Annotated in this window: 27 protein-coding genes; 18 read left to right on the forward strand and 9 right to left on the reverse strand. The window is 69.1% G+C overall.

The window, feature by feature from the left end; genetic code table 11:
• Nucleotides 1–206: 206 nt before the first annotated feature.
• The 7 genes from B7P44_RS23950 to B7P44_RS23980 all read left to right on the forward strand — a co-directional run bounded on the left by B7P44_RS23950 (nt 207) and on the right by B7P44_RS23980 (nt 5,093).
• On the forward strand, nt 207–1,139 hold the full coding sequence (locus tag B7P44_RS23950; RefSeq protein WP_167389840.1) for a 4-hydroxyproline epimerase: 933 nt from the start codon (nt 207–209) through the stop codon (nt 1,137–1,139).
• On the forward strand, nt 1,136–2,263 hold the full coding sequence (locus B7P44_RS23955; protein ID WP_084908454.1) for an NAD(P)/FAD-dependent oxidoreductase: 1,128 nt from the start codon (nt 1,136–1,138) through the stop codon (nt 2,261–2,263). The genes B7P44_RS23950 and B7P44_RS23955 overlap by 4 nt, the downstream gene beginning before the upstream one ends.
• Nucleotides 2,260–2,493, forward strand: a complete 234-nt coding sequence (locus B7P44_RS23960; RefSeq protein WP_084908455.1) for a (2Fe-2S)-binding protein — start codon at nt 2,260–2,262, stop codon at nt 2,491–2,493. Before B7P44_RS23955 ends, B7P44_RS23960 begins: the two co-directional genes overlap by 4 nt.
• The gene (locus B7P44_RS23965; protein ID WP_084908456.1) at nt 2,490–3,749 is read left to right on the forward strand and encodes an NAD(P)/FAD-dependent oxidoreductase; all 1,260 of its coding nucleotides are present in this window, start codon (nt 2,490–2,492) and stop codon (nt 3,747–3,749) included. Before B7P44_RS23960 ends, B7P44_RS23965 begins: the two co-directional genes overlap by 4 nt.
• A 145-nt stretch (nt 3,750–3,894) precedes the next feature.
• Entirely contained in the window at nt 3,895–4,245 is a 351-nt protein-coding gene (locus B7P44_RS23970) for an ArsR/SmtB family transcription factor (protein ID WP_084908457.1), read from the forward strand.
• Complete coding sequence (locus B7P44_RS23975; RefSeq protein ID WP_084908458.1) at nt 4,235–4,669, forward strand: YeeE/YedE family protein; 435 nt, start codon at nt 4,235–4,237, stop codon at nt 4,667–4,669. The genes B7P44_RS23970 and B7P44_RS23975 overlap by 11 nt, the downstream gene beginning before the upstream one ends.
• 1 nt (nt 4,670) lies before the next feature.
• Nucleotides 4,671–5,093: a DUF6691 family protein gene (locus B7P44_RS23980; protein ID WP_084908459.1), complete on the forward strand. Its 423-nt coding sequence runs from the start codon at nt 4,671–4,673 to the stop codon at nt 5,091–5,093.
• A gap of 52 nt (nt 5,094–5,145) precedes the next feature.
• On the opposite strand, the gene B7P44_RS23985 is transcribed toward B7P44_RS23980, so the two are convergent.
• Nucleotides 5,146–5,478, reverse strand: a complete 333-nt coding sequence (locus tag B7P44_RS23985; protein WP_084908460.1) for a hypothetical protein — start codon at nt 5,476–5,478, stop codon at nt 5,146–5,148.
• A gap of 202 nt (nt 5,479–5,680) precedes the next feature.
• Here B7P44_RS23985 and B7P44_RS23990 point away from each other — a divergent pair, with 202 nt between their 5' ends.
• Nucleotides 5,681–7,162: an aminotransferase-like domain-containing protein gene (locus tag B7P44_RS23990; RefSeq protein WP_193834307.1), complete on the forward strand. Its 1,482-nt coding sequence runs from the start codon at nt 5,681–5,683 to the stop codon at nt 7,160–7,162.
• A 39-nt stretch (nt 7,163–7,201) separates the two neighbouring features.
• On the opposite strand, the gene B7P44_RS23995 is transcribed toward B7P44_RS23990, so the two are convergent.
• From B7P44_RS23995 to B7P44_RS24010, 4 genes are all read right to left on the reverse strand, one after another.
• Nucleotides 7,202–7,477 (reverse strand): CppA family protein, encoded by a 276-nt coding sequence (locus tag B7P44_RS23995; RefSeq protein ID WP_084908462.1) that lies wholly within the window; start codon nt 7,475–7,477, stop codon nt 7,202–7,204.
• Nucleotides 7,478–7,573: 96 nt separating this feature from the next.
• The gene (locus B7P44_RS24000) at nt 7,574–8,893 is read right to left on the reverse strand and encodes a cytochrome-c peroxidase (RefSeq protein ID WP_084908463.1); all 1,320 of its coding nucleotides are present in this window, start codon (nt 8,891–8,893) and stop codon (nt 7,574–7,576) included.
• A gap of 98 nt (nt 8,894–8,991) precedes the next feature.
• Nucleotides 8,992–10,464, reverse strand: a complete 1,473-nt coding sequence (locus B7P44_RS24005) for a metallophosphoesterase family protein (RefSeq protein ID WP_084908464.1) — start codon at nt 10,462–10,464, stop codon at nt 8,992–8,994.
• A gap of 372 nt (nt 10,465–10,836) precedes the next feature.
• Nucleotides 10,837–11,625 carry a hypothetical protein gene (locus B7P44_RS24010; RefSeq protein WP_231716825.1) on the reverse strand — a complete coding sequence of 263 codons (789 nt, stop codon included), beginning with the start codon at nt 11,623–11,625 and terminating at the stop codon, nt 10,837–10,839.
• 365 nt (nt 11,626–11,990) lie between these two features.
• On the opposite strand from B7P44_RS24010, the gene B7P44_RS24015 reads away from it, so the two are divergent.
• Together B7P44_RS24015 and B7P44_RS24020 are read left to right on the forward strand one after the other, a co-directional pair.
• A complete protein-coding gene (locus B7P44_RS24015) occupies nt 11,991–12,842 on the forward strand; it encodes a class I SAM-dependent methyltransferase (protein WP_084908466.1) in 852 nt (283 codons plus the stop codon).
• A 105-nt stretch (nt 12,843–12,947) separates the two neighbouring features.
• Complete coding sequence (locus tag B7P44_RS24020; protein WP_084908467.1) at nt 12,948–13,760, forward strand: alpha/beta fold hydrolase; 813 nt, start codon at nt 12,948–12,950, stop codon at nt 13,758–13,760.
• On the opposite strand, the gene B7P44_RS24025 is transcribed toward B7P44_RS24020, so the two are convergent.
• On the reverse strand, nt 13,757–14,071 hold the full coding sequence (locus B7P44_RS24025) for a hypothetical protein (RefSeq protein ID WP_084908468.1): 315 nt from the start codon (nt 14,069–14,071) through the stop codon (nt 13,757–13,759). The two genes, B7P44_RS24020 and B7P44_RS24025, sit on opposite strands and share 4 nt — an antisense overlap.
• A gap of 461 nt (nt 14,072–14,532) precedes the next feature.
• Between B7P44_RS24025 and B7P44_RS24030 the strand changes: the two genes are divergently transcribed.
• The 8 genes from B7P44_RS24030 to B7P44_RS24065 all read left to right on the forward strand — a co-directional run bounded on the left by B7P44_RS24030 (nt 14,533) and on the right by B7P44_RS24065 (nt 23,936).
• A complete protein-coding gene (locus B7P44_RS24030) occupies nt 14,533–15,477 on the forward strand; it encodes a MurR/RpiR family transcriptional regulator (protein WP_084908469.1) in 945 nt (314 codons plus the stop codon).
• A complete protein-coding gene (locus tag B7P44_RS24035) occupies nt 15,474–16,451 on the forward strand; it encodes an isoaspartyl peptidase/L-asparaginase family protein (RefSeq protein ID WP_084908470.1) in 978 nt (325 codons plus the stop codon). Before B7P44_RS24030 ends, B7P44_RS24035 begins: the two co-directional genes overlap by 4 nt.
• Before the next feature lie 50 nt (nt 16,452–16,501).
• Complete coding sequence (locus B7P44_RS24040) at nt 16,502–18,451, forward strand: dipeptide ABC transporter ATP-binding protein (RefSeq protein ID WP_084908471.1); 1,950 nt, start codon at nt 16,502–16,504, stop codon at nt 18,449–18,451.
• A 126-nt stretch (nt 18,452–18,577) separates the two neighbouring features.
• Nucleotides 18,578–20,140, forward strand: coding sequence for a glutathione ABC transporter substrate-binding protein GsiB (gsiB, locus tag B7P44_RS24045; RefSeq protein ID WP_084908472.1), 1,563 nt, complete (start codon nt 18,578–18,580; stop codon nt 20,138–20,140).
• Between the two features lie 89 nt (nt 20,141–20,229).
• Nucleotides 20,230–21,150 carry a glutathione ABC transporter permease GsiC gene (gsiC, locus tag B7P44_RS24050; protein ID WP_084909999.1) on the forward strand — a complete coding sequence of 307 codons (921 nt, stop codon included), beginning with the start codon at nt 20,230–20,232 and terminating at the stop codon, nt 21,148–21,150.
• A gap of 7 nt (nt 21,151–21,157) precedes the next feature.
• Nucleotides 21,158–22,051, forward strand: coding sequence for a glutathione ABC transporter permease GsiD (gene gsiD, locus B7P44_RS24055; RefSeq protein WP_084908473.1), 894 nt, complete (start codon nt 21,158–21,160; stop codon nt 22,049–22,051).
• Nucleotides 22,051–23,112 (forward strand): DmpA family aminopeptidase, encoded by a 1,062-nt coding sequence (locus B7P44_RS24060; protein ID WP_084908474.1) that lies wholly within the window; start codon nt 22,051–22,053, stop codon nt 23,110–23,112. Before gsiD ends, B7P44_RS24060 begins: the two co-directional genes overlap by 1 nt.
• Nucleotides 23,109–23,936, forward strand: a complete 828-nt coding sequence (locus tag B7P44_RS24065) for a M55 family metallopeptidase (protein ID WP_084908475.1) — start codon at nt 23,109–23,111, stop codon at nt 23,934–23,936. Before B7P44_RS24060 ends, B7P44_RS24065 begins: the two co-directional genes overlap by 4 nt.
• A 420-nt stretch (nt 23,937–24,356) precedes the next feature.
• Here B7P44_RS24065 and pcaG read toward each other — a convergent pair whose 3' ends face one another.
• From pcaG to B7P44_RS24080, 3 genes are all read right to left on the reverse strand, one after another.
• The gene (pcaG, locus tag B7P44_RS24070; RefSeq protein ID WP_084908476.1) at nt 24,357–24,959 is read right to left on the reverse strand and encodes a protocatechuate 3,4-dioxygenase subunit alpha; all 603 of its coding nucleotides are present in this window, start codon (nt 24,957–24,959) and stop codon (nt 24,357–24,359) included.
• Nucleotides 24,960–24,962: 3 nt separating this feature from the next.
• On the reverse strand, nt 24,963–25,670 hold the full coding sequence (pcaH, locus tag B7P44_RS24075) for a protocatechuate 3,4-dioxygenase subunit beta (RefSeq protein WP_084908477.1): 708 nt from the start codon (nt 25,668–25,670) through the stop codon (nt 24,963–24,965).
• Nucleotides 25,671–26,002: 332 nt separating this feature from the next.
• Nucleotides 26,003–26,680 (reverse strand): YebB family permuted papain-like enzyme, encoded by a 678-nt coding sequence (locus B7P44_RS24080; RefSeq protein WP_084908478.1) that lies wholly within the window; start codon nt 26,678–26,680, stop codon nt 26,003–26,005.
• Nucleotides 26,681–26,793 lie beyond the last annotated feature (113 nt).

The raw sequence follows: 26,793 nt of genomic DNA on the forward strand, positions 1-26,793 counted from the left end.
TGGTGACCAGTATCGCCGTGCAAACGCCCATCACGCTTGAGTCGTTTCCCGGAGCAACATGACGAAATCGGCACAGTCGCCGAACGGTGCCGGGAAGGCGCCGCGCACTGTGCCGATTTCGTCGTCGTCCTCATCGAAAATCCACAAGCGGGCGGACGCGCGACGGAGGAAGCTGTGCTCCTTTCCCCACTTTCGGACGACGCATGATGAAGCGCATCCAGATCATCGATTCGCACACCGGCGGCGAACCCACGCGGCTCGTCGTGTCCGGTTTTCCTGCGCTCGGCAACGGCTCGATGGCCGAGCGGCGCGACCTGCTCGCGCGCGAGCACGACCGTTTTCGCACCGCCTGCATCCTCGAGCCGCGCGGCAGCGACGTGCTGGTCGGCGCGCTGCTGTGCGAGCCGGTGTCGCCCGACGCCGCCGCCGGCGTGATCTTCTTCAACAACAGCGGCTATCTCGGCATGTGCGGGCACGGCACGATCGGCGTCGTGCGCACGCTGCATCACATGGGGCGCATCAACCCGGGCGTGCACCGGATCGAAACGCCGGTCGGCACCGTCGAGGCAACGCTGCACGACGACCTGTCGGTCAGCGTGCGCAACGTGCCCGCGTATCGGCATGCGAAGGACGTCGTCGTCGACGTGCCGGGCCATGGCCCCGTGAAGGGCGACATCGCGTGGGGCGGCAACTGGTTCTTCCTGATCAGCGACCACGGGCAGCGCGTGACCGGCGACAACGTCGCGGCGCTGACCACGTATGCGTCGGCCGTGCGTGAAGGGCTCGAACGCGCGGGCGTCGCCGGCGCGAACGGCGGCGAGATCGACCACATCGAGCTGTTCGCCGACGATCCCGAGCACGACAGCCGCAGCTTCGTGCTATGCCCGGGCCTCGCGTACGACCGTTCGCCGTGCGGCACCGGCACGAGCGCGAAGCTCGCGTGCCTCGCGGCGGACGGCAAGCTCGCGCCGGGCGTCGTGTGGCGGCAGGCGAGCGTGATCGGCAGCGTGTTCCACGCGAGCTACGTCGAAAGCGACGGCGGCATCGTGCCGACGATCCGCGGCACCGCGCACCTGAGCGCGGAAGCGACGCTGCTGATCGAGGACGACGATCCGTTCGGCTGGGGCATCGTGTCGTGAGCGACGTGAAGACCGATGTCGTCGTGATCGGCGCGGGCATCGTCGGCGCGGCATGCGCGCACGAGCTGGCGCAGCGCGGCCTGCGCGTGCTGGTGCTCGACGACGCCAGCGGCGGCGCGACGGACGCCGGCATGGGGCACCTCGTCGCGATGGACGACAACGCGGCGGAGCTCGCGCTGAGCCATTTCTCGATCGAGTTGTGGCGAGGGCTGAGCGGACAGATGCCGGAAGGCTGCGCGTATCGGAACTGCGGGACGCTGTGGCTCGCGGCCGATTCGAACGAGATGGACCTCGCGCGCGCGAAGCAGGCGACGCTCGCGGCGCACGGCGTGGCCGGCGAGCTGGTCGACAGCGGGGTGCTCGCCGCGCTCGAACCGATGCTGCGGCCCGGGCTCGGTGGCGCGCTGTGGATTCCCGGCGACGGCATTCTGTACGCGCCGGTGACGGCGAACTGGCTGCTCCAGCGCGTGCCGGGCATCGTGTTGCGCCGCGACAAGGTGGTCGCGGTCGACGGGCCGAGCGTGACGCTCGCGAACGGCGACGTGCTGCGCGCGGAACGCGTGGTCGTCGCGAACGGCGTCGCGGCGCGCACGCTGCTGCCCGAACTGCCGCTGCGGCCGAAAAAGGGCCATCTGCTGATCACCGATCGCTATCCGAGGCGCGTGTCGCACCAGCTCGTCGAGCTCGGCTATGCGGCGAGCGCGCATGCGAGCGACGGCACGTCGGTCGCGTTCAACGTGCAGCCGCGCCCGACCGGCCAGCTGCTGATCGGCTCGTCGCGCCAGTTCGACACCGAAGATCCGCGCGTCGAGCCGCCGGTGCTCGCGCGCATGCTGCGCCGTGCGGTCGGCTACCTGCCGGCGCTGGCCGACCTGAACGGCATTCGTTCATGGACGGGCTTCCGCGCGGCGAGCCCGGACGGCCTGCCGCTGCTCGGCGAGCACCCGGCGCAGCCGGGCGTGTGGCTCGCGGTCGGGCACGAAGGGCTCGGCGTCACGACCGCGCCGGGCAGCGCGCGGCTGCTAGCCGCGCTGATGTTCGGCGAGCGGCCGCCGATCGACGTCGAACCGTATTTGCCGGGGCGCTTCCTGTCGACGTCCCGCGTTGCAGGAGCACGCTCATGATCATTCATCTGGACGGCCGTGCGCTGACGGTGGCGGACGGCCTGACGGTTGCCGCCGCCGTCGCGTCGAGCGGCGACGATACGACGCGCATGTCGTGCACGGGCGCGCCGCGCGCGCCGTTTTGCGGGATGGGCATCTGCCAGGAGTGCAGGATGACGATCGACGGACGCCGCCGGCTCGCGTGCCAGACGCTGTGCAGCGACGGGATGCAGGTGGAGCGAATGCGATGAAACACGAGATTCTGAGCGTCGACGTCGCGATCGTCGGCGCGGGGCCGGCCGGGCTGTCCGCCGCGCAGGCGGCGGCGCAAAGCGGCGCATCGGTCGCGATCGTCGACGACAACCCACGGGCGGGCGGGCAGATCTGGCGGCAGGGGCCGGGCGTCGCTTCACCGCCGGCTGCGGCCGCGCGTCTCGACGTGTTGCGGCAACCGAACGTCCGGCATCTCGCGGCGACGCGCATCGTCGCCGAAGCGAGCCCGGGCACGCTGCTGCTCGAAGACGACGAGCGCGGGCTGCTGCTCGAATACCGCACGCTGATCCTGTGCTGCGGCGCGCGCGAGCTGCTGCTGCCGTTTCCCGGCTGGACGCTGCCGGGCGTCACCGGCGCGGGCGGCTTGCAGGCGCTGGTCAAGCACGGCCTCGACGTGCGCGGACAGCGCACCGTGATCGCCGGCAGCGGGCCGCTGCTGCTGGCGAGCGCCGCGACGGCGCGCGAGCGGGGCGCGCAGGTGCTGCACGTGCTCGAACAGGCCGCGCGGGCGGACGTGATCGGCTTCGGGATCGGGTTGTGGCGCTGGCCGTCGAAGCTCGCGCAGGCGGCGCGGCTGATGACGCCGGTCTACCGGCCGGATGCCTGGGTCGTCGAGGCTTTCGGCGACCAGCGGCTCGAAGGTGTGCGGATCAGGCAGGGCGGCCGCGAATTCGACGTCGAATGCGACCGGCTCGCGTGCGGATTCGGTCTCGTGCCGAACACGGCGCTGCCGAGCCATCTCGGCTGCCGGATCGAAAACGGCGCGGTGGCGGTCGATGCGCACCAGCGCACGAGCCGGGAAGGGCATTTCGCGGCAGGCGAGTGCACGGGCGTCGGCGGCAGCGAGCTGGCGATGGTCGAAGGCGAGATCGCCGGTTATGCGGCGACCGGGCAGACATCGGGGCTTGCCGAGTTGATTACACGCCGCGCTCGCTGGCAGGCGTTCGCGGATGCGGTGCGCGAACGGTTCGCAATCAGGGAGCCGGTCCTCAAGCTCGCGCGGCCCGATACGCTCATCTGCCGCTGCGAGGACGTCCGCTTCGACGCGCTCGTGAACGAAGCCGGCTGGACGGCCGCGAAGCTGCAGTCGCGCTGCGGGATGGGCGCTTGCCAGGGCCGCGTGTGCGGCGCGGCCGCGCAGACGCTGTTCGGCTGGACGCCGCCGGCGCCGCGTCCGCCGCTGGTGCCGGCGCGGGTGGGGACGCTGGTGATGGATGGGGGCGACGACGCCTGACGGGGCCGGTCGTGCGCTGCACGACCGCCGGCTTGAGTCGAAAAGAAGGCGCAGTCACCGAGTGCGATTCGCACTGGAGGGCGTCTCAGCGACAAACGATATATAAACTAATATAATGTTTGATCGTAAATTGTTGGCGCCTTCGATGAAATCCGACGCTTCATCCCCCTTTCCCGATCCCGAGCAGATGCGCGCCGCGGCCGAATCGGCCTGCGCGCTGCTGAAGGTCCTGTCGAATCCCGACCGGCTGTTGCTGTTGTGCGAGCTGTCGCAAGGCGAACGCTGCGTGAGCGATCTCGAAGTGCGGCTCGACATCCGTCAGCCGACGCTGTCGCAGCAACTGGGCGTGCTGCGGGACAACGCGCTGGTCCGCACACGCCGCGAAGGCAAGAACATCCATTACTCGCTCGACAGCCCCTCCGCGATCGCGGTGATGGCGGTGCTCTACGAGCAATTCTGCGGCCCGGCGCCGAAGGGGAAGCGCGATGCAGCTTGATGTGTCTCATTTCACGCCGTGGCTGTCGCTCGCGGGCGGCGTGCTGATCGGGCTGGCGGCCGCAGGGTTCGTCGCGTTCAACGGGCGCGTGGCAGGAATCAGCGGCATCGTCGGGGGTTTGCTCGCGCCCTGTGCGGACGGGCGCGACTGGCGGCTGGCGTTCGTCGCGGGGCTGATCGTCGCGCCGGTCGTGTTGCGCGCGGCCGGAATCGGCGCGACGCCGCAGGTCGACGCGAGCTGGCCCCTCGTCATCGCGGCCGGCCTGCTGGTCGGGATCGGCACGCGTTACGCGGGCGGATGCACGAGCGGCCACGGCGTGTGCGGGCTGTCGCGCGGGTCGCTGCGCTCGCTGGTCGCGACGGCGACGTTCATGGCTGTCGGATTCCTGACCGTGTTCGTGCAGCGGCACCTGTTGGGAGGCTGACATGGCGGCATGGTTCGCATTCCTTGCGGGGCTGGTCTTCGGCGGCGGGCTCGTCGTGTCGGGCATGGCCAATCCGCAGAAAGTCCTCGGATTTCTCGATCTCGCGGGAGGCTGGGATCCGTCGCTCGCCTTCGTGATGGCCGGTGCGACGGGCGTCGGCGGGCTCGCATTCGCATGGGCGAAGCGCCGCACGCGGTCGTGGCTCGGTCTGCCGATGCAGTTGCCGACCGCGCGGGCGATGACCGTGCGTCTGGTGGCGGGCAGCGCGGCGTTCGGCGCCGGCTGGGGGCTGGCGGGGTTCTGTCCGGGGCCCGCGCTCGTGTCGATCGGCTTCGGATCGCTCAAGGGGATCGGTTTTGTCGTCGCGATGCTGGCGGGGATGGCTGCGTTCGAGTGGATCGCGCGGCGCCGAGCCGCGCGGTGACGGGCTGGTCGCGAGGTCGGCTCTCAAATCGACAGGCGCCGAAGGTCGGTCGTCACGTCGCCGTCGTCGACCCGCGCCGCAAGCGCGCCCGCCACGCGTCGAGCACGCCGCGCCACCCGGCGCGCGGCTCCGGCGCGACCACCGCGGTACTGGCCGCCGCTGCGCCGGCAGGTGCGAGCGACACATGGCCAGCCGCTTCGATCGTCAGGCAGTCGCCGGCATCGAGCACCCGGCGCATGGTGTGCGGCCCGTCCGGCAGCCAGTCGAGGCCGCCGTGCCGGAGCGTGACGGCGAGCGCGCCGTCCAGCACGATGACCTGGCTGCCCTTGTCGAACCACGCGATGTGGCTTTGGCCGGCGTCCAGCCGGTAGTGTCGAGTCCGCATGGCGATTTCGTTCCCGGTTGCGCGCCGTCGCGTCGTGCGAGGCGATCGCATGTCGACAGGTTAGGGACGCCCGCCCGGGCGCGACAGATTCAGGGGATGGGAATCTGTTGCGGTGCAGGCATCAGTTCATACGGCTGTATCGGTCGGTTTTCCCGGGATCTGTATCTGGCAGCAGACCAGCCGCGCGGGCACGATGGCCCGCATGAATCCTTCCCGCGACGCCTCCCGCCAACATCTGCCGATCGCCGGCGAGCCGCTGTACGAGCGGCTCGCCGAGCACTACCGGCGCATCATTGCCGCCGGTACGCTGGCGCCCGGCGACCGGATGCCGTCGGTGCGCGTGGTGATGGAGCAGCATGGCGTCAGCCTGTCGACCGCGATCCAGACGTTCCGGCGGCTCGAGGATGCCGGCTGGTGCGAGGCGAAGCCGCGCTCCGGCTACTTCGTCCGCCGTCGCGCGTCGGCCGCGCTCGAGACGCTGCGCGAAAGCGACGCGCCGCCGCTGACGGTCGATCCGCCGTTCGCCGGCCTGCACGAGCGCGTATCGCGAGTAATCGACCGCGCGAACGCGATGCCCGATGCGCTGAATCTCGGCGGCGCATCGGCGTTGTCGGTGCTGTATCCGACGGCGCGCCTGCAGGCGCTCGCCATCCGGCTGCTGCGGCACAAACCGACGCTGCTCACCGATGCCGGCCCGGTCGGCGGTTCGCTGGAGTTCCGGCAGACGATGGCGAAGCGCGCGCTGTCGTATGGCGTGACGGTGTCGCCGGACGAAGTCATATCGACGAGCGGCGGCGTCGATGCGGTGAACCTCGCACTGCGCGCGGTCACCCGGCCGGGCGACACGATCGCGATCGAATCGCCGGCGTTCTTCGGGCTGATCCAGCTGCTCGAGAGCCTCGGCCTGCGCACGCTCGAAATCCCCGCCAGCCCGACGACCGGGCTGTCGATCGAGGCGCTCGACGTGGCGCTGTCCGCCTATCCGGACATCAAGGCGGTCGTCGTCGTGCCGAACCTGCAGAACCCGCTCGGCAGCGTGATGCCCGACGACCGCAAGGCCGCGCTCGTCGCGTTGTGCGCGCGGCACGGCGTGGCCGTGATCGAGGACGAGCCGTACCGTGAACTGGTCGAAGCGCCGCAGGCCGTCAAGCCCGTCAAGGCGTGGGATCGCGACGGCACCGTGATCTACTGCCCGTCGCTGAACAAGGTGCTCGCGCCTGGCATGCGGCTCGGCTGGATGAGCGCGGGGCGCTGGCATGCGCGCGTGAAGATGCTGAAGTTTGCGCAAAGTCGCCACAACGCCGCGCTGCTGCAGGCCATTGCGGCCGAATTCGTCGGTTCAGGCGCGTTCGACCGCCATCTGCATCGGTTCCGCGAGCAGTTGCGCGCGCAGCGCGATGCGACGATCGACGCGATCGCACGCCACTTTCCGGCCGGCACGCGGCTGAACCAGCCGCCGGGCGGCCTGATGCTGTGGGTCGCGTTGCCGGACGGCGTGCATTCGGAAGCGCTGTTCAATGCGGCGCTCGAACAAGGCGTGCGCATCGCGCCTGGCGCGATCTTTTCCAACACCGACCGCTTCGATGCATTCATCCGCATCGGCTGCGCGCGACCGTTCGACGCGCAACTCGAGGAGGCTTTCGAGACGCTCGGCCGCCTCGTGCGCGCCGCAGCCGCCGCATAAGCAGCTGTGCCGTCGCGCCGGCTCGATCGTCTGCCCGGCTCAGCGGCCGGCGGTGTGGGCGGCGAGGTGCTGGCGGATCAGCGACAGATAGCGGTCGCCGACCGAGAAATCGCGCACCGGCCGCGGCCACGCCATGTGGCGCAGCGTGGCCGGCGCACTGACGCCCAGGTATCGGCACAGGGCCGACGGATAGGGCTTGCGGGTGTGCCCGAGCTGCCGCGCCGCGCGCTCCACGCGCGCATCGCCGACTTGCGTACGGAGCCAGGCCAGCACTTGGCGATCGGTGTCGTTGACGATCCGGACCAGATGTTCCATCGCGCACCTCACTGTCTATAAATACAGTACTGTAAATATAACCAGTGTTTCGGGCGACTGCAAGCAGGGCCGGGGCCGTTGGCCATTCGGACAGGGTCAGTGCGCCAGGGCGGGCGCGGCGGCCTTGGCGTGGGCGTCGGCGGCGTAGCGCGCGTCGGTCAGCGTGCCGAGGAATGCGACGAGGTCGTCGATTTCCGCTTCGGTCAGCGCGGGCGGCGTGCCGGGGCGGCGGTTCATCGGCGTCGAGTTGACGTTGATGTTGCCGCGGTAGGCCGGCGGCACGTCGTCGAACGTCGCGGCGCCGTGATACCAGTGCCGCGGATCGGTCGAGCGGGTGTTGTAGAACGCCACCGCGTCGCGCAGCGACGTGAACACGCCGTTGTGCATGAAGGTCTGCTTCACCGCGACGTTGCGCAGGCCCGGCGTGCGCAGGTAGCCGCACCATTGGTCCGGCTCCGGCCAGCGCAGCCGGCGCGCGGTGTCGCACAGGCCGTTGTCGAAGTGGCGCGGGTCGCGATTGGCCGGCAGCGCGCGGTTGCGCGGCACCGCGATCGCGTCGTAGCCGAAATCCGTGAACAGCGAGCGCTCCGGCCGGCTCGACGTGTCGGACAGCGTGTGGCAGCTCATGCAGTTGCCCTTGTCCGGATTCTTGAACAGCGCGAGGCCGCGCATCTCCTGCGGGGCGAGCGGCGTGCGGCTGCGCAGGTACGCGTCGAAGCGGGACGCGAACGGCGCCATCTCGTCGCTCTGCAGATACGCTTGCACCGCTGCGCCGAGCGCGCGCACCATGCGTTCCGGATCGCGCCGCACGCCGTCGCCGAAGCGCGCGGCGAGCGCGGGCGCGAGTTCGGTTGCGTCGACCTTGCGCAGCAGCGCGGCCGGCGACCGGTTGTTCATCTCGTTCGGATCGAACAGCGGCCCGCGGATCTGTTCGGCGAGCGTGTCCGCGCGGCCGTCGCTGAACAGGCCGCCGAACGGCGACGGCGCGGGCGCGTCGTCGTCCTGGTAGAAGTGGCGGCGCGGCACGTAGCGCACGTAGAGCAGCGACGGCGCATTGCGCTGGCTGAAGCGCCCCGGGCGGCTGCCCTGCGGCACGCCCGGGCCCGCGAGGGCGGCTGCGGACAGCGTCGGCGCGAACGCGCGGCCGGGATCGTGGCAGCCGGCGCACGACATGCCGCGCGGCTCCGACAGGCGCGGATCGAAGAAGATGCGGCGGCCGAGCGCGACGAGCGTCGGGTCGGGCGCGAAGCGCGCGGTGGCCGCGTCGATCTTGGCCGTGACCTGCGGCGTGCCGTTGCCGATCGTGCCGACGACGCGAGCGGGCGGGGCGCCGGGCAGGAGCACGGTGTCGGACGGCGCGGTGCGGCCGGCCAGCGGCACCGCGGCGGCGAGCGTCGCGGCCGCGAGCAGGACCATGCGGGTCGTACGGGTTGTACGGGTTGTACGGCCGGCGCGCGGCGAGCCGGCTTCCCGTTGAACGTGCGGCGCGCGGCCGCTGCGTGCCGAACGCGTCGTCACGGCGCGACGAACCCGGTCTTGTCGCAGGCGAGCGTCGTGCCGGCCTGCGTGCACGACGCGAGCAGCTTGCCGGCGGCCGAGTACGCATGGAATACCCAGCCCGTCGCCGGCGCCGGGCGGCGCTCCATGATCAGGAAGCCGAAGCTGTTGTTGTGCGACAGCTTGTCGATGACGGCGCCGGGCGCGGGCGTCAGGCTGGCCGGGAACGGGTCCGGCAGCGCGACGTCGAGGTTGTCGCCGCCGTTGCCCGACACGATCGTCGCCGGGTGGCCGGACGCGAAATTGATCGCCTGGAAGTCGTGCACGTGCCCGTGCAGCGCGACGTGGACGCCGGGCGGGTAGTACGCCTGCGCGTTGAGGCTCGACATCACCGACTGCAGCGCAAGGTTGCCCGGCGCGGGCGTGCTGCCCGCGATCGGCGCGAACGCGAGGATCGGATGATGGTTCGTGAAGATCGTCGTCGACATGCCGGCCTTCGACGCGAGCGCGGCCACCGTCTGGAACTGCTTCTGGTAGATCTGGAATTGCGTGTCGGTCGTCTTCAGCGCGTTGCGCCCGACCTTCGCGGTGTCGAACACGATCACCTGCGTGCCGCTGCCGAGCGACACCGCATACGGTTCCGAATAGTTCGCGTTGCCGTCGTTGGTCGGGTCGTTGCACGAACGCGCATCGCTGTAGGGGCGCGGATCGAGGAAGCGGAACCAGCCCTGGCCGGCGCGCGCGCATTCCTCGTGGTTGCCGCGCACGACGACCCACGGGGCCTGCGCGAAGAGCGGCGCGGCCGGGCGGAACAGGTCGGCCTGCCACGTATCCCAGCCGTAGCCCCACGGGCTGTCCTTGCAGCCGGCGATGTCGGGCGGGCACGCGTTTTCGCGGTAGTGATAGTCGCCGACGTGCAGCACGAGATCCGGCGACAGCTTCGCGACGCTCGCGGCGATCGTGTCGAACGGCCAGACCGTCGAATCCTTGCACGCCTGCCACGCGTTGTCGGCTTTCTTCATCCGGCAGCCGGTGTCGGCGATGATCGCGATGCGCTGCGGCTGCGCTTTCGGCAGCGGCAATGCGCGGCCGGCGACATTCGCGCTTTGCGCGCCGGCCGGCAGCGTCATTTCGCAGACCGAGACCGGGAAGCTCGACGGCTTCGAATCCGCCGGGTCGCTCGCGGTCGGCCGCTGCGGCGCGGTGGCCGCGCCCGCGCGCAGCGTCATCCGCGACACCTTGCCGTCGACGACGAGCTGCGGGCACAGCGGGTCGCTGGCGGACGCCGGCGTGAAGTTCGTGACGACGCGCGCGATCGGCTGGTTCGCGTCGCCGATCTCGACCCACGCGGCCTGCACGTTGATCGCGGCGCTCGCCGGGTCGGCGGGCGTATCGATGTGATTCGAGCACGCCGACAGCGTCGCGAGGGCCGCGATCGCCGCCAGCGAGACGAGGCGCGCAGGCACAGCGTGCAGGGAGAGTCGTCGCATGGTGGTCACCGTTGAAAAGCCGTCAACATACGCAACACGAATGTAAGAAATATGAAAACGATTCGGCGGGCGTGGCGATTCGGCTCGCCGTCGACGCATTCTGCGCGATTCGGCGATCGATGTTTTTGCCCAGACCGGGGGCGACGGGCGGGGGCTGGCGTGGATGGCGTCCCGCACCGAGAGGGCGCGGGCGGCGGCCGGAAGGATCGAAGCACGGGCGGAACGCGCGTCGGCGAGCCCCCGATGCGTTGCGCCGATTGCGCGACAGTGTCGGCGCTAGTCCTCGAGCCGACTCAAGGCGACACATTGGCGCATTGCCTTTCGATGATGGCGGTTTCGGTCGATCCTCCGCGTGGCGTCCGCCGCGAAGCGCTAGCGCGCAGCCTGTGTGTCCTGAGTTGCCAACGAAGCAATCTTCGCGCCATTCCGGGCATGCGGGCCTTGCGCGAGCAGCGTCTCGACCAGGCTCTTGTAGGAGGTTCCGCTGCCTTCAGCCTGGTTCGTGTGGAAGTTGAAGTCGAGCGAGATCCAGTACTGCAGTTTCGACGCGTAGTCGTCGGGGTATTGCGCTTGCTCGATCGCCGGCAAGCCCTTGTAGTGCTTGAGCACTTCGGCAAAGAAGTCGTTCTGTTTCCCGGTTCTTTGATACTCGAGATTACCTTCCGCAATGACCCGAACGCGCCATTCCTGTTCCTGATCGTAGGCTTCCTGCCAGGCCGTTTGCCGTTCGTTGACGGTAAATGAACCGCTTTCATCATAGGCAATGGCATCCAACTGCTCGCGGGACATGCCCTTGAACGGGTTGGCGCCGATGCGATGGGTGAAATCCGTCGCTTGCCTGGCCAGCGCCAAAGCTTGCGGGTCGTCCGATTTCGGGCGCTCGGCATCGTGTTTGGCCCGGTTCGCGGCCCAGGTTTCGCCGGCAATTTGATCATCGATGGTTGCGGCCCTTGCGCCCAGTTCTTTTCGGCTGAGTGTGCTATTGCGTGTTTGAGCGCGCGATTCCGCATCGCTCAACTGCTGAGCGAGCCACGAGACGGTAACGGACCTGGTTTTAGCCGTGGCGCCGACCGGCGATTTGTCTTGACTTGAAGCAGGTTGAGTTTGGGTTTGCGTGTACAGGGCCGTGCTGCTGGTGTAGCTGGAGATCGAAATTGTCATATAGCCCTCGGTCATTGGAATACGCGCCCGACGGCTATCCGCAGCCCACGCCCATCCGTGGCGCTATCGCCGGTTGCCGCAACTTACAGTGCAGGAGTATGGATATTTGCGGCATTCCGGGATATGCAGCGGTTTCCAGCCAGACAGTCGGTCTTCCTGTTATTTGTGAATGGTATTTGCAAGAAAGATTAACGGCAGCTGACTGCCCCGGGTTTAGGCCGCTCGCAAAATCAATTTGCAGTTGTCATGGGGCCGGCCGGATTTTGCCCCGGTCTTGTTTTGGAAAGTCCGTCGCTCGACTTCAAGCCGGCTTGAGGCAGCACACTGTCGATTCGCCTTTCGAGGGCATCCACAGGAAATCGATCATGAACCACACCCATCCAGCCAACGGTGAACTGGCCGCACTCTGGAACGGCCCGTCCGGTCGCGCATGGGTCGACATGCAAGCGGCGCTCGACCGGATGTTCGAGCCGTTCGAGGAACTGCTCGTCGAAGCGGCCGTCGCCACGGGCGCACGGCAGGTGCTCGATGTCGGCTGCGGCACGGGCGCAGTCACGGTCGCGGTCGCGCGGCGGCTCGGCGCGCAGGCGCGCTGTACCGGCGTCGACGTATCGGCGCCGATGCTCGATGCGGCGCGGGCGCGCGCCGAACGTGCGGGCGTCAGCGCCGGGTTCGTCCGCGCGGATGCGCAGACGCATGTGTTTGCGCCCGCGAGCTTCGACCTGATCGTGTCGCGCCTGGGCGTGATGTTTTTCGACGATCCGGTCCGCGCGTTCGCAAACCTGCGGCACGCGGCCGCCGACGGCGCGCGGTTGTGCGCGATCGCCTGGCGCAGCGCGGCGGAGAATCCTTTCATGACGACCGCCGAGCGCGCCGCGGCGCCGCTGCTGCCGGGCCTGCCGCCGCGGATCCCCGGTGCGCCCGGGCAGTTCGCGTTCGGCGACGGGGAGCGGGTCGCGTCGATTCTCGACGCGAGCGGCTGGACCGGCATCGACATCCGGCCGATCGATGTGCAATGCGTGCTGCCGATGCACGCATTGGCCGACTATGTGTCGCGGCTGGGCCCCGTCGGCCTCGCGCTGCGTGAAGCGGACGACGCGACGCGCATGCGCGTGGTCGAAGCGGCCTGTGCGGCGTTCGAGCATTACGTGCGCGGCGACGAACTGCGTTTCGACGCAGCGTGCTGGATGATCGGCGCGCACAAGCACGGCGCGTAGACAAACGCGTGGGCGGCGCAGGGCGCGGCCGCGTCCGTCAAGCCGATCGCGCCGGGACGCGCATTACAATCGCGTCTTCGGCTTCGTCGCAAGGATAAAAGAACGATGAGTGCGGAGATGGAGGATGACGACCTCGGCCGGTTCGAAGCGCAGGGCGCCGCGCCGCTGCCGGCGGCCGGCTTCGAGGGCTGGCTGGACCATGACGGCGCGCGTATCTGGCATGCGTGCTACGGGGACGGCCCGCCGGTGATCCTGCTGCACGGCGGCCTCGGCCACGCCGGCAACTGGGGCTACCAGGTGCCGGCCATACTGGCGGCCGGCTATCGCGCGATCCTGATCGACAGCCGCGGCCACGGCCGCAGCACGCGCGACGACCGGCCTTATTCCTACGAGTGGATGGCATCGGACGTGCTCGCGGTGATGGATGCCCGCGGCCTCGACCGGGCCCGTATCGTCGGCTGGAGCGACGGCGCGTGCATCGCCCTCGTGCTGGCTTCCCGGGCCCCCACGCGCGTGGAGAGCGTGTTCTTCTTCGCATGCAACATGGATCCGGGCGGCGTGAAGGCGATGGAGCCGAGTACGGTGATCGACCGCTGTTTCGCCCGGCACCGGAACGATTACGCGGCGCTGTCGGCGACGCCGGACGGATTCGAGCCGTTCGTGGCCGCCGTCAGCGAGATGATGCGCACGCAGCCCGATTATTCGGCGAAGGAACTCGCCGCGATCGACGTACCCGTCGCCATCGTGCTCGGCGAGCATGACGAATTCATCCGGCCCGAGCATGCGGCTTATCTCGCCCGCACCATTCCGGGCGCGACGCTGACGATCCTGCCGGGCGTCAGCCATTTCGCGCCGCTGCAGCGCCCGGCCCGGTTCAATGCGGCGATGCTGGCGTTTCTCGGCCAGACGCGGGGCTAGCGCTCGCGCCGCGCGCGCAACATCAACCACGCGCATCCGGCCGCGACCATCGCCAGCCCGCCGAGAACCGCTTCGACGCCGAGCGCGAAGCCGCCGGGCATCTCGCCGAGGTTCGATTCGGGCGACTGCCCGGCGAACATCGCGCCCGCGCCGCCGATCAGCAGCGCCGCGCAGACGATCCAGTAGACCTTGCCGCGCCGTCCTGCTGCCCAGATTCGCCAAAACGCGAGCCCGAGCCCAGCGAGGTACAGCAGCGCGAACGTGCCGAGCGCGATGGTGTCGCCGACGAGATCGTGCGAAACGCCGCTCATCGCACACCCGCGAAAAGAAAGCCCGCCGTCATTCCGCCTTCGTCGCCTGTCCCGGCGCGCGGCATCGGCGGATGCGTGCGCTTGTCGGCCGCGAGCGACGGCGGGACGACCTGCGGCCTGGACGTCGTGCGGGGCAAGGGACGGGAGTCTGACATGGGTGGCATCCAGAAGAGGGGCGACTAGACGGAACGCAGCCCACCGCGCGCATTCGCGCGGCAAGCCCGGATGCGGCGGACTCGTGTGATGTTACCCCGTGAATGGGCTGCAACGTAGGGCAATGCAGGGATGAATCGGCGATCCTAAGAGATTCGCCGGATTGGCCCGCCCGGGCAGCCGAGGACGAAGCGCATCCGCTCGCGCGCGCCGCATCGGGGATTCCCTGAGTCGCTGGAAATTTATTTTTTTCCTAATGTGGATTGTGTAAGTTTACTTTCACTTTCATTTTCCTGACCGTCGCCCTCATGCCGACGCCGCCTTCGTCCGCCGTGTCCGATGCCGAACCGTCGATCGCCGCGCGCATCGCGTCGGCGATGCCGTCGCTGACGCCGATTCATCGCCGGATGGGCGAATACGTGCTGGCCAATCCGTTCCGCGCGGCGACGATGCGCATCGACGAGCTCGCGCAGGCCGTCGACGCGTCGATCGCGACCGCGAACCGCTTCGCGAAGGCGCTCGGCTTCGACGGCTATCCGGCGATGCGCGCGGCGCTCGTGCGCGGCTTCGAGGCGACGCTCGCGCCGGTCGAACGGCTGCGCTCCGCGCAGGAACAGGAAGCCGGCGTGCGCGACGCCGCGTGGATCGACGCGGTGTTCGACCAGGCGGTCGAGAACCTCGAGGGCACGCGCGCGCAACTGAACGCGGCCAACGTCGAGGCGGCGGTCGAGGCGATCGTCGCCGCGCGCCGCGTGCTGATCCTCGGCGCGGGATCGAGCGCGTTTCTCGCGGGGCTGATGGAGCACGGGCTGTCGGTGTGCCACGACAACGTGCAGTCGCTCGCGCTGCTCGGCGGTCCTTCGCATGCGGCGCGGCGCCTGTACGCCGCGGATGCGCGCGACCTCGTGATCGCGATCGCGTTTCCGCGCTACGTCGAGGACACGATCGAGCTGGCGCGCCGCGCGTCGGCGCGCGGCGCACGCGTGCTGGCGCTGACCGACGGCCCGCATTCACCGCTCGCGCCGCTCACGTCGCTGACGCTGTTCGTGACGGCGCAGCGCCGTTTCGCGGCGACGTCGGAAGCGGCCGTGCTCGCGATGATCGAGGCGCTGATCGACGCCGTCGCGCTGCGGACGCATCGCTCCGCGAAGGCCGCCGCGGAAATGACCGAATTCCTGTTGCCGTGGCTCACGCAGCCGCAGGCGGCGCTGCCGGCGACGGACCCTTCATCCACCGGTTCGAGGAAGCCATGACTTCACCCGCGATCGTCGCGATTCACGGCGGCGCAGGCACGATCCTGCGTGACGCGATGAGCACCGACACCGAATTGCAATACCGCGCCGAGCTGGCCGCGATCCTGCGCGCCGCGCAGGCCGTGCTCGCCGACGGCGGCAGCGCGCTCGACGCGGTCACCGTCGCGGTGCGGATGCTCGAGGACTGCCCGCTGTTCAACGCGGGGCGCGGCGCGGTGTACACGGCCGACGGCACGCACGAACTCGACGCCGCGATCATGGACGGCGCGACGCTCGCCGCCGGCGCGGTCTGCTGCGTGACGCGCGTGCGCAATCCGGTGCTCGCCGCGCGGCGCGTGATGGAGGCGAGCGAGCACGTGCTGTTCGCCGGTGCGGGCGCCGATGCATTCGCCGCCGCGCAGGGGCTGGAGCTCGTCGAGCCCGGCTACTTCGGCACCGAAGCGCGTCACGCGCAGTGGGTCAAGGCGCGCAACGCCGCCGGCATGCTGCTCGATCACGACGCCGCGACGTTCGCGTTCGGCGACGGCGCGCCGCTCGACCCGGACCGCAAGCACGGCACGGTCGGCGCGGTCGCGCGCGATTTGCACGGTCATGTCGCGGCGGCGACGTCGACGGGCGGGATCACCAACAAGCAGCCGGGGCGGGTCGGCGACTCGCCGATCATCGGTGCGGGCTGCTACGCGGACGATGCGACCTGCGCGGTGTCGTCGACCGGCACCGGCGAGATGTTCATCCGGCTGGCGACCGCGCACGACGTTGCCGCGCAGATCGCGTACCGCAGCGTGTCGGTCGCCGAGGCCGCGTACGACGTCGTGATGAACAAGCTGCCGCGCATCGCGGGCCGCGGCGGGATCATCGCGGTTGACGCGCACGGCAACGTCGCGATGCCGTTCAACACCGAAGGGATGTACCGCGGCTACGCGCGCGTCGGCGCCGCGCCCGTCGTCGGGATCTACCGCGACGACGCGGCCTGATTCCGGATCGCCCCAGATAAAAAGGAGACGCCCATGCAGGAGACGCACGCATGACTCCGAACCGAACTCCGCCCGCGCTCGCGTTGCCCGAGCAGCGCGTCGTCGCGGTCGACGACCTGTCGGTGACGTTCCGCCGCGAAGGCGTCACCTTCGATGCGGTGCGCGGCGTGTCCTTCCACGTCGATCGCGGCGAGACGCTCGCGATCGTCGGCGAATCCGGCTCGGGCAAGTCGGTCACGTCGCTCGCGCTGATGCGGCTCGTCGAGCACGGCGGCGGCACGATCGCGAGCGGCCGGATCGCGTTCCGGCGGCGCAACGGCGCGCTGCTCGACCTCGCGCAGGCGAGCGCCGCGACGATGCGCGGCGTGCGCGGCGCGGACATCGCGATGATCTTCCAGGAGCCGATGACGTCGCTCAATCCGGTGTTCACGGTCGGCGACCAGATCAGCGAGGCGATCGCGCTGCACCAGTCGAAGAGCGCGTCGGACGCGCGCGCTGAAACGATGCGGCTGCTCGATCTCGTACGGATTCCGGAGGCACGCCGCGTGTTCGCGCGCTATCCGCACCAGTTGTCGGGCGGGATGCGGCAGCGCGTGATGATTGCGATGGCGCTGTCGTGCCGGCCCGCGCTGCTGATCGCCGACGAGCCGACCACCGCGCTCGACGTGACGATCCAGGCGCAGATCCTGCAGCTGATCCGCGGCCTGCAGGACGAGATGAACATGGGTGTGGTGTTCATCACGCACGACATGGGCGTGGTCGCCGAAGTGGCCGATCGCGTGCTCGTGATGTATCGCGGCGAAAAGGTCGAGGAGGGCGAGTCGGAACGGATTTTCACGGCGCCGGCGCATCGCTACACGCGCGCGCTGCTCGCGGCGGTGCCGCGCCTCGGGTCGATGCAGGGCACCGACGCGCCGGAGAAATTCCCACTGCTGAAGGTCGAAGCGGCCGCGCCGGCGAACGGCATGGCGATGGCGCCGGCGGGCAAGGCCGGCGCCGAAGCGGCGGGAGGTGCGGGACAAGCGCCGGCGCCCGTGCCGGCCCAGCCGCGCGTCGATCCGCATGCGCCGCCGATCCTGCGCGTGCGCGACCTCGTCACGCGCTTTCCGGTCAGGAGCGGCCTGTTCGGCCGCGTGTCGCAATACGTGCATGCGGTCGAGCGAGTGAGCTTCGAGCTGCGCGCGGGCGAGACGCTCGCGCTCGTCGGCGAATCCGGCTGCGGCAAGTCGACGACCGGGCGCTCGCTGCTGCGCCTCGTCGAGTCGCAAAGCGGCTCGATCGAATTCGACGGCCGCGACATCAGCACGCTGAAGGGCCCGGACCTGCAGGCGTTGCGCCGCAATATCCAGTTCATCTTCCAGGACCCGTTCGCGTCGCTGAACCCGCGCCTCACGGTCGGCTTCTCGATCATGGAGCCGCTGCTCGTGCACGGCGTCGCGAGCGGCGCGGCGGCGCAGGCGCGGGTCGACTGGCTGCTCGACAAGGTCGGGCTGCCGGCGGAAGCCGCGCGCCGCTATCCGCACGAATTCTCCGGCGGCCAGCGCCAGCGGATCGCGATCGCGCGTGCGCTTGCACTGAACCCGAAGGTCGTGATCGCCGACGAGTCGGTGTCCGCGCTCGACGTCTCGGTGCAGGCGCAGATCGTCAACCTGATGCTCGACCTGCAGCGCGAGCTGGGCGTCGCGTACCTGTTCATCTCGCACGACATGGCGGTGGTCGAGCGCGTCAGTCATCGCGTCGCGGTGATGTATCTCGGCCAGATCGTCGAGATCGGCCCGCGCCGCGCGGTGTTCGAGGCGCCGCAGCATCCGTACACGAAGAAGCTGATGAGCGCGGTGCCGGTCGCCGATCCGGCGCGCCGGCACGCGCCGCGCCAGCTGCCGGCGGACGAGGTGCCGAGCCCGATCCGCGCGGTCGGCGACGAGCCGGCGGTCGCGCCGCTCGTCGCGGTCGGCCCCGATCACTACGTCGCGACGCATCGCGTCGGCGGCGCGTACTGACGCACGGGGGCGGCGATGGACCGCAGTTGCGCACGCGCGAGGCAGAGACGGTTGTTTCCCGAGCGGAGGCAGTCATTCCGCGATTCCCACCACGCGTTACCGAATCACGCACAGGAGCCAGGCCACATGAACAAATCGCTTTCGTTCCCGATGTTCCGCCCGCGCGCGCTGCTTGCCACGGGCGCGAGCGCGTTCGCGCTGGCGGTCGCGCTGCCCGCGTTCGCGCAGCAGACCGCGGTGATCGCGGTCGGCGAGACGTTCACGACGATGGACCCGTACGATTCGAACGACACGGTGTCGCAGGCGGCTGCGAAGTCGTTCTACGAGGGACTGTTCGGCTTCGACAAGGACATGAAGCTCGTCAACGTGCTCGCGACGAGCTACACGGCGTCGCCCGACGCGAAGGTCTACACGGTCAAGCTGCGCCAGGGCGTGAAGTTCCAGGACGGCACCGACTTCAACGCGGACGCGGTGAAGGTCGTGTTCGACCGCGTGACCGATCCGGCGAACAAGCTGAAGCGCTACAACCTGTTCCGCGTGATCGAGAAGACCGAGGTCGTCGATCCCTATACGGTGCGGTTCACGCTGCGCGAGCCGTTCTCGGCGTTCATCAACACGATCGCGCATCCGTCCGCGGTAATGATCTCGCCGACGGCGCTGAAGAAGTGGGGCCGCGAGATCGGGCTGCATCCGGTCGGCACCGGGCCGTTCGAGTTCGTCGAGTGGAAGCAGACCGACGACATGAAGGTGAAGAAATACGCCGGCTACTGGAAGAAGGGCTATCCGAAGATCGACATGATCGACTGGAAGCCCGTGATCGACAACAACACGCGCGCGGCGCTGATGAAGGCCGGCCAGGCGGATCTCGCGTTCCGGATTCCGTATGAGCAGGTCGCCGACCTGAGGACCAACCCGAAGCTCGACGTGGTCGAGCGGCCGTCGATCGTCGTGCGCTACATCTCGCTGAACACGCTGCAGAAGCCGTTCGACAACCCGAAGGTGCGCCACGCGCTCAACTACGCGATCAACAAGGATGCGCTCGCGAAGGTCGCCTTCTCGGGCTTCGCGATGCCGACGCCGGGCGTCGTGCCGCCGGGCGTCGAGTATGCGACGAAGACCGGCCCGTGGCCGTACGACCCCGCGAAGGCGCGCGCGCTGCTGAAGGAGGCCGGCTATCCGAACGGCTTCGAGTCGACGCTTTGGTCGGGCTACAACAACACGACGTCGCAGAAGGTGATCCAGTTCGTCCAGCAGCAGCTCGCGCAGGTCGGCGTGAAGGTGCAGGTGCAGGCGCTCGAATCGGGCGAGCGCGTCTCGAAGGTCGAGAGCGCGCAGGACCCGGCGAGCGCGCCGGTGCGGATGTTCTACATCGGCTGGTCGTCGTCGACCGGCGAGGCGAACTGGGCGCTGACGCCGCTGCTCGCGTCCGCGTCGAAGCCGCCGAAGCTGTTCAACACCGCGTACTACCAGAACGGGCTCGTCGACGACGGTCTGGAGAAGGCGCTGTCGACGACCGATCGCGCGAAGAAGGCCGAGTACTACGCGGGCGTGCAGAAGCAGATCTGGGCCGACGCGCCGTGGATCTTCCTCGTGCAGGAAAAGATCGTCTACGCGCGCAGCAAGCGGCTGCAGGGCATGTACGTGATGCCGGACGGCTCGTTCAATTTCGACGAGATCTCGCTGAAGTAAGCGCGTTGAATGCGCACATTCACGCGCGTCACGGCGCGCCGGTCCCGCGATCCACGCGCGCCGGCGCGCCGCCCTGGTTCGGTGCCATCATGCTGAATTTCATCGTCAAACGCCTGTTCGGCCTCATGCCCACGCTCGCGATCGTCGCGGTGCTGGTGTTCCTGTTCGTGCACCTGCTGCCGGGCGACCCGGCGCGGCTCGCGGCCGGCCCCGAGGCCGACGACGCGACCGTCGCGCTGGTGCGCGCCGATCTCGGCCTCGACAAGCCGATGCCGACGCAGTTCGCGAACTTCTTCGTGAAGATCGCGCACGGCGACTTCGGCAAGTCGACGCGCAGCAAGCGCGCCGTGTCCACCGAGATCGGCGAGCGCTTCATGCCCACGCTGCTGCTGACGCTCGTCAGCATGGGCTGGGCGACGCTGTTCGGGATGGCGATCGGCATCGCGTCGGCCGTGTGGCGCAACCAGTGGCCGGACCGTGTCGGCATGACGCTCGCGGTGTCGGGCATCTCGTTTCCCGCGTTCGCGCTCGGCATGCTGCTGATGGAGATCTTCTCGGTGAAGCTCGGCTGGCTGCCGGTCGTGCCGGACGGCACGTGGAAGAGCTACGTGCTGCCGTCGCTGACGCTCGGCGCGGCCGTCGCGGCGGTGATGGCGCGCTTCACGCGCGCGTCGTTCGTCGAGGTGCTGAACGAGGATTTCGTGCGCACCGCGCGCGCGAAGGGTGTGCACGAGCCGATGGTGGTGCTCAAGCACTGCCTGCGCAACGCGATGATCCCCGTCGTCACGATGATGGGGCTGCAGTTCGGCTTCCTGCTCGGCGGCTCGATCGTCGTCGAGGCGGTGTTCAACTGGCCGGGGCTCGGACGGCTGCTCGTCGATGCGGTGACGATGCGCGACTACCCGGTGATCCAGGCGATCGTGCTGCTGTTCTCGCTCGAGTTCATCCTGATCAACCTGACCGTCGACGTGCTGTACGCGGTCATCAACCCGACCATCCGGTTCAAGTGAGGCGCGCATGAACGCGACTGTCCAGCCCGCGGCGCCGGCCGCGTCCTCCACGATCCGCACGCCCTGGCGCGAATTCTGGCGCAAGTTCCGCAAGCAGACCGTCGCGCTCGTCGCGGGCGGCTTCGTGCTGCTGCTCGTCGTGCTGGCGTTCGTCGGCCCGCACATCGTGCCGTTCGACCCGGAAAACTATTTCGACTACGACGCGCTGAACGCCGGGCCGTCCGCCGCGCACTGGTTCGGCGTCGATTCGCTCGGCCGCGACATCTTCAGCCGGATCGTCGCCGGCACGCGCATCTCGCTCGAGGCCGGCTTCTTCTCGGTCGCGCTCGGCGCGGTGATCGGCACGTTCTTCGGGCTGCTCGCCGGCTACTACGAAGGCTGGTGGGACCGCATCACGATGCGCATCGCCGACGTGCTGTTCGCGTTCCCGGGCATCCTGCTCGCGATCGGCGTCGTCGCGATCCTCGGCAACGGGATGATCAACGTGATCTGCGCGGTCGCGATCTTCAGCATCCCGGCGTTCGCGCGGCTCGTGCGCGGCAACACGCTGGTGCTCAAGCACCTGACCTACGTCGAGGCCGCGCGCAGCATCGGCGCGTCGGACTGGACGATCCTCATGCGGCACATCCTGCCGGGCACCGTGTCGTCGGTCGTCGTGTACTTCACGATGCGCATCGGCACGTCGATCATCACCGCGGCGAGCCTGTCGTTCCTCGGGCTCGGCGCGCAGCCGCCGACGCCGGAGTGGGGCGCGATGCTGAACGAGGCGCGCGCCGACATGGTGACGGCGCCGCACGTCGCGATCTTTCCGAGCCTCGCGATCTTCCTGACCGTGCTCGCGTTCAACCTGCTCGGCGACGGGCTGCGCGACGCGCTCGATCCGAAGCTGGAGCGCCGCTGATGGCCGCGCCGACGATGTGGACCGCGACGCTGCCCGCGGGGCCGCGCGGCACGATCGCCGACGTGCCCGGCGTGACGGTCGGCCATTGCACGCTCGACGCCGGCGCGGTGCAGACCGGCGTTACCGTCGTGAAGCCGCATGCGGGCGACGCGTATCGCAGCAAGGTGCCGGCCGGCGCGGCGGTGATCAACGGTTTCGGCAAGAGCGTCGGGCTCGTGCAGGTCGACGAGCTCGGCGTGATCGATACGCCGATCGCGCTGACGAATACCTTCGGCGTCGGGGCGGTCGCGCACGCGCAGATCCGCGCGGCGATCGCCGAGAATCCGCGGATCGGCCGTGACTGGCCGACCGTCAACCCGCTCGTGTTCGAGTGCAACGACGGTTACCTGAACGACCTGCACGCGTTCGCGGTGAACGCGTCGCACTACGACGACGCGTGCCGCGCCGCGACGCGCGACGTCGTGCGCGGCGCGGTTGGCGCGGGACGCGGGATGTCGTGCTTCGATCTCAAGGGCGGGATCGGTTCGGCATCGCGGATCGCGGCGGCCGCCGGGCGTTCGTATACGGTCGGCGCGCTCGTGCTCGCGAACTTCGGCCGGCTGCCGATGCTGACGCTCGACGGCGTGCCGGTCGGACGGATCGTGACCGCGCGCACGGCGCCGGCCGAACCGCCCGAACAGGGCTCGATCATCATGCTGCTCGCGACCGATGCGCCGCTCGACGCGCGGCAGCTGGCGCGGCTCGCGCGCCGCGCGGCGGCGGGGCTGGCGCGCACGGGGTCGGTCTACGGCCACGGCAGCGGCGATATCGCGCTCGCGTTCTCGACCGCATACACGATGGCCCATGACGCCCAGTTCGTGACGCTGCCGGCGCTGCTTGCCGACGGCGTACTCGACCCGCTGTTCCAGGCCGCGGCCGAAAGCGTCGAACACGCGATCGTCGACGCGCTGCTGCAGGCGGTGACGGTCGCGGGACGCGACGGCCACGTGCGGCAGGCACTGCGCGACGCCATTCCCGAGCTCGACCGCCTGCTCCACGAAGGACCCGCCACCCACGCATGAAGATCCTGATCTCGACCGATATCGAAGGCGTCGCCGGCGTGTTTGCCGTCGAGCAGACGCGGCCCGGCAACCCGGAATACGAGCGCGCGCGCCGCTGGATGACCGCCGAGGCGAACGCGGCGATCGAGGGCGCGTTCGCGGGCGGCGCGCAGGCCGTCTGGGTCAACGATTCGCACGGCGGCTTCCGCAACCTCTTGCCCGACGAACTCGATGTGCGCTCGCGCGTCGTGCTCGGCAAGCCGCGGATGCTCGGCATGATGGCGGGGCTCGAGCAGCGGCCCGACCTCGTGTTCATGATCGGCTATCACGCGAAGTCGCAGACGCGCGGGGTGCTCGCGCATACGATCAACAGTTTTGCGTTCACGCAGGTCTGGCTGAACGGCGTCGAACTCGGCGAAGCGGGGCTGTACGGCGCGCTGGCGCAGGAATATGGCGCGCACGTCGCGCTGGCGTCCGGCGACGACGTGTTCGCCGAGGAGACGCGGCCGCTCTTTCCGGCCGCGCGCTTCGAGACGGTCAAGACGGCGGGCGGCGCGTCGAGCGGCGACACGCTGACGCCCGCGGCCGCATGCGCACGCATCGCGGCCGCGGCGCGCGAGACCGTCGCGGGTGCCGTGGCGGCAGGCCGGCGCACCGGTGCGCATCGGCCGGCGCCGACTGCGTGCACGCTGCGCGTGCAGAGCGCAGCGCTCGCTGACCTGTTCGGCATGTTGCCAGCGCTGGAACGGATGGATGCGGTGACGCTGCGCTTCGATGCGCCGTCGGTCGAGCATGCGGTGCGCACGCTGAACAGTTTGTCGGCGATGTCGTTCATGCTGCGCTGACCGTGCGGCTCGCCGGTGCGCGGGCAAAAAAAACGCGCGCCTGCCATATGGTCGGGCAGCCGCGCTCAAAGGCACTCGGTTGAACATCCGCGCCTATCCGCGTTTTCGCGGCAGCGCGTGCTGGACGAAATTATTGCCCGTGGTGATGCAATGGTATTCGCCAAATGCCGATAGCATAGGCTATGCCGCATAACGCGCAAGAGAAATCGCTGCAAACGTTTGCAATTCTCGCCAGAGCCCCGTTTGGCGGGGCTGCGCGGCCTTTCGTCTGACTTTCCGTTTTCGCGCAATTCGGCGTTTGCCGAATGATGCCGCGCTGCCGCCGACAAGACGAAACCGCCGCGTGCGGCGATGCGCAATGCATCGCCGCACGCGGCGGCAGGGCGAGCATGAGGCCGGCGGCCCGCGCCGGCGCTTCGCTCAGACGTCGAAGAACACCGTTTCCGCCGGACCCTGCATGCGAATGTCGAAGCGATAGATCGTCGGGCCGCCCGGCTGCGTTTCGCGCTTCGCGACGAGGGTCGCGCGGCGCTCAGCCGGCACCGCGTTCAGCACCGGATCGGCCGCGTTGGCCGCCGCTTCGTCGTCGAAGTACACGCGGGTGAATGCATGGGTGAGGATCCCGCGCATCATCACCGTCACGTTGACGTGCGGCGCTTCGTCGTTGTCGCCGGCGGCGGTCCGGCCCGGCTTGACCGTTTCGACGACGAAGCGATGCTGCGCGTCCGTGCCGGTGCCGACCCGCGCGAAGCCCGTGAAGCCGGTCTGCGCGACGTCGGCGCGCGACGCCGGATAGCGGCCCGCGCCGTCGACCTGCGTGAATTCGAGCACCGCGTCGCCGACGACGTTGCCGTCGCCGTCGAACACCTGGCCGACCAGCAGCACGTGCTCGCCCGCCGCGCGCGGCGCGGCGATCGTCGGCGTGAACAGGCTCTTCAGGTCGTAGTGGTACTGCTGCGGACACAGGCCATACGCGAAGTACGGGCCGACCGTCTGCGAAGGGGTTTGTTTCAGCGTCGTCATGGTTCAGCGCTCCATCGGGGTGGCGTCGCGGCCGCGCAGCACGATGTCGAATTCGTAGCCGAGCGCATAGCCTTCTTCGGTGATGTCCAGCGAGAAACGCGAGATCAGCCGGTCGCGCGCCGCTTCGGGCGTGCCCTGGAAGATCGGGTCGTGCGCGAGCAACGGATCGCCGGGGAAATACATCTGCGTGACGAGGCGAGAGCCGAAGTAGTCGCCGAACAGCGAGAAGTGGATGTGATTCGGACGCCACGCGTTCGGGTGGTTGCCCCACGGATACGCGCCCGGCTTGATCGTCAGGAAGCGGTAGCGGCCTTCGTCGTCGGTCAGGCAGCGGCCGGCGCCGAGGAAGTTCGGGTCGAGCGGCGCGTCGTGCTGGTCGACCTTGTGCACGTAGCGGCCGGCGGCGTTCGCCTGCCAGACCTCGACGAGCGTGTTGCGGACCGGCTTGCCGCCTTCGTCGAGCACGCGGCCCGTGACGACGATGCGCTCGCCGAGCGGCTCGCCGTTCTTCACCGCGTTCTTCGTCAGGTCGTGGTCGAGCGCGCCGAGGTCTTCGGCGCCGTACACGGGCGCGTACTGGTCGCGCAGTTTCTCTTTGAGCGGAATCAGCGGCCGGGTGGGGCCGCGCTTCACCGACGAGCGGTATTCGGGGTGGACGTACGCGGGATGCGACGGCCAGTCGCGCGGCGTGAGGATCGTGGGGGATTCCATCGGGCGTCTCCTGATAGGTTTTCGCAGAGGGGATGACACGACTTTAGCCAATCCGGAAAGTTATGCAAAATGACGTTTTTTCGCGGGACGCATAACCGATCGTTATGCAATGCGATCACGCGAGGATTCGGGATGCCGCAGGCATGATGTGCGCTTCGCCAATGAAGAAACCGCCGGACGGCGGCTGCCGCTCCGGCGGAAAAAGCGATCGGGCTCGCGTATCGTCGGTGACGAACGTTGCACGGCCCTCCAGCCAGCCCGTCGCTGTTTATTTTTCGTTTTTCTTGTTGTGGTCCTGCGTGGTCTCCGTCGCGCTGGAAATATCCGGCGCGTCAGGCGCGGCGCGGATCGAACACGATCCCGTCGAATTCGAGTGTCAGCCGGTCGCAGCGCAGCAGGCTCGCGGGCGTGACCGTCTCGCGGGCCCACGGAATGCGCCCGAAATACCACAGCCGCCAGAAGCCGAGCTTCGCGTCCGGGCGGCGCGCGAGCAGCGTCGAGAACGTCTCGACGTCGCCGACCTCGACGCCCGTCGCGTCGCCGAGCACCTCGCGCACGTAGCGCGAGCAGAACTGGCGCCGCGAGCGCAGGTTGAAACCGGTGTCGTACAGCGTGCCGATCCGTTTTTCGGCGGCGGCCTGCATGCGGCGCTGCTCGTCAGCGGTGGGCGGCGTCGCGAGCCGCGCCAGCGCGACGCGGCCGCCCTCGGAGCGTTGCACGAAGCGCGTGAGCGGCGTCAGCTTCGCCCACGGAAATGTGCTCTCCGCGACCACGGGTTCCGCAGCCGACGTGTCGACGACGATCCCGACATGGTTGGTCCACGTTCCCGTCGCGTCCGCCACTTCGCGGAACGGGCGCACCGGCACGCGGATGAACACGAGATCCCCGATGTGCGCGCTGGCGACGAGCGTGCGTACGGTCGCGAGCGGCGAGGCGCGATCGGTTTCGCGGGCGTCGCGCGGGGCGGCGCGATGCGGGTCGGTTGCGGCGGTTTCGGTTCGGGGAGTCATCGCATCTCCGTCGATCAGTGACAGGTCGGAGCGGATTATGCAGATAAGTATCGAAAATCGTGCAACAGTATGCGCCGGTAGCCTTGAATTTCACTTTGAGCATCATTTTTCGA

It is taken from the genome of Burkholderia ubonensis subsp. mesacidophila, from assembly GCF_002097715.1.
GTDB classification, from domain to species: domain Bacteria; phylum Pseudomonadota; class Gammaproteobacteria; order Burkholderiales; family Burkholderiaceae; genus Burkholderia; species Burkholderia mesacidophila.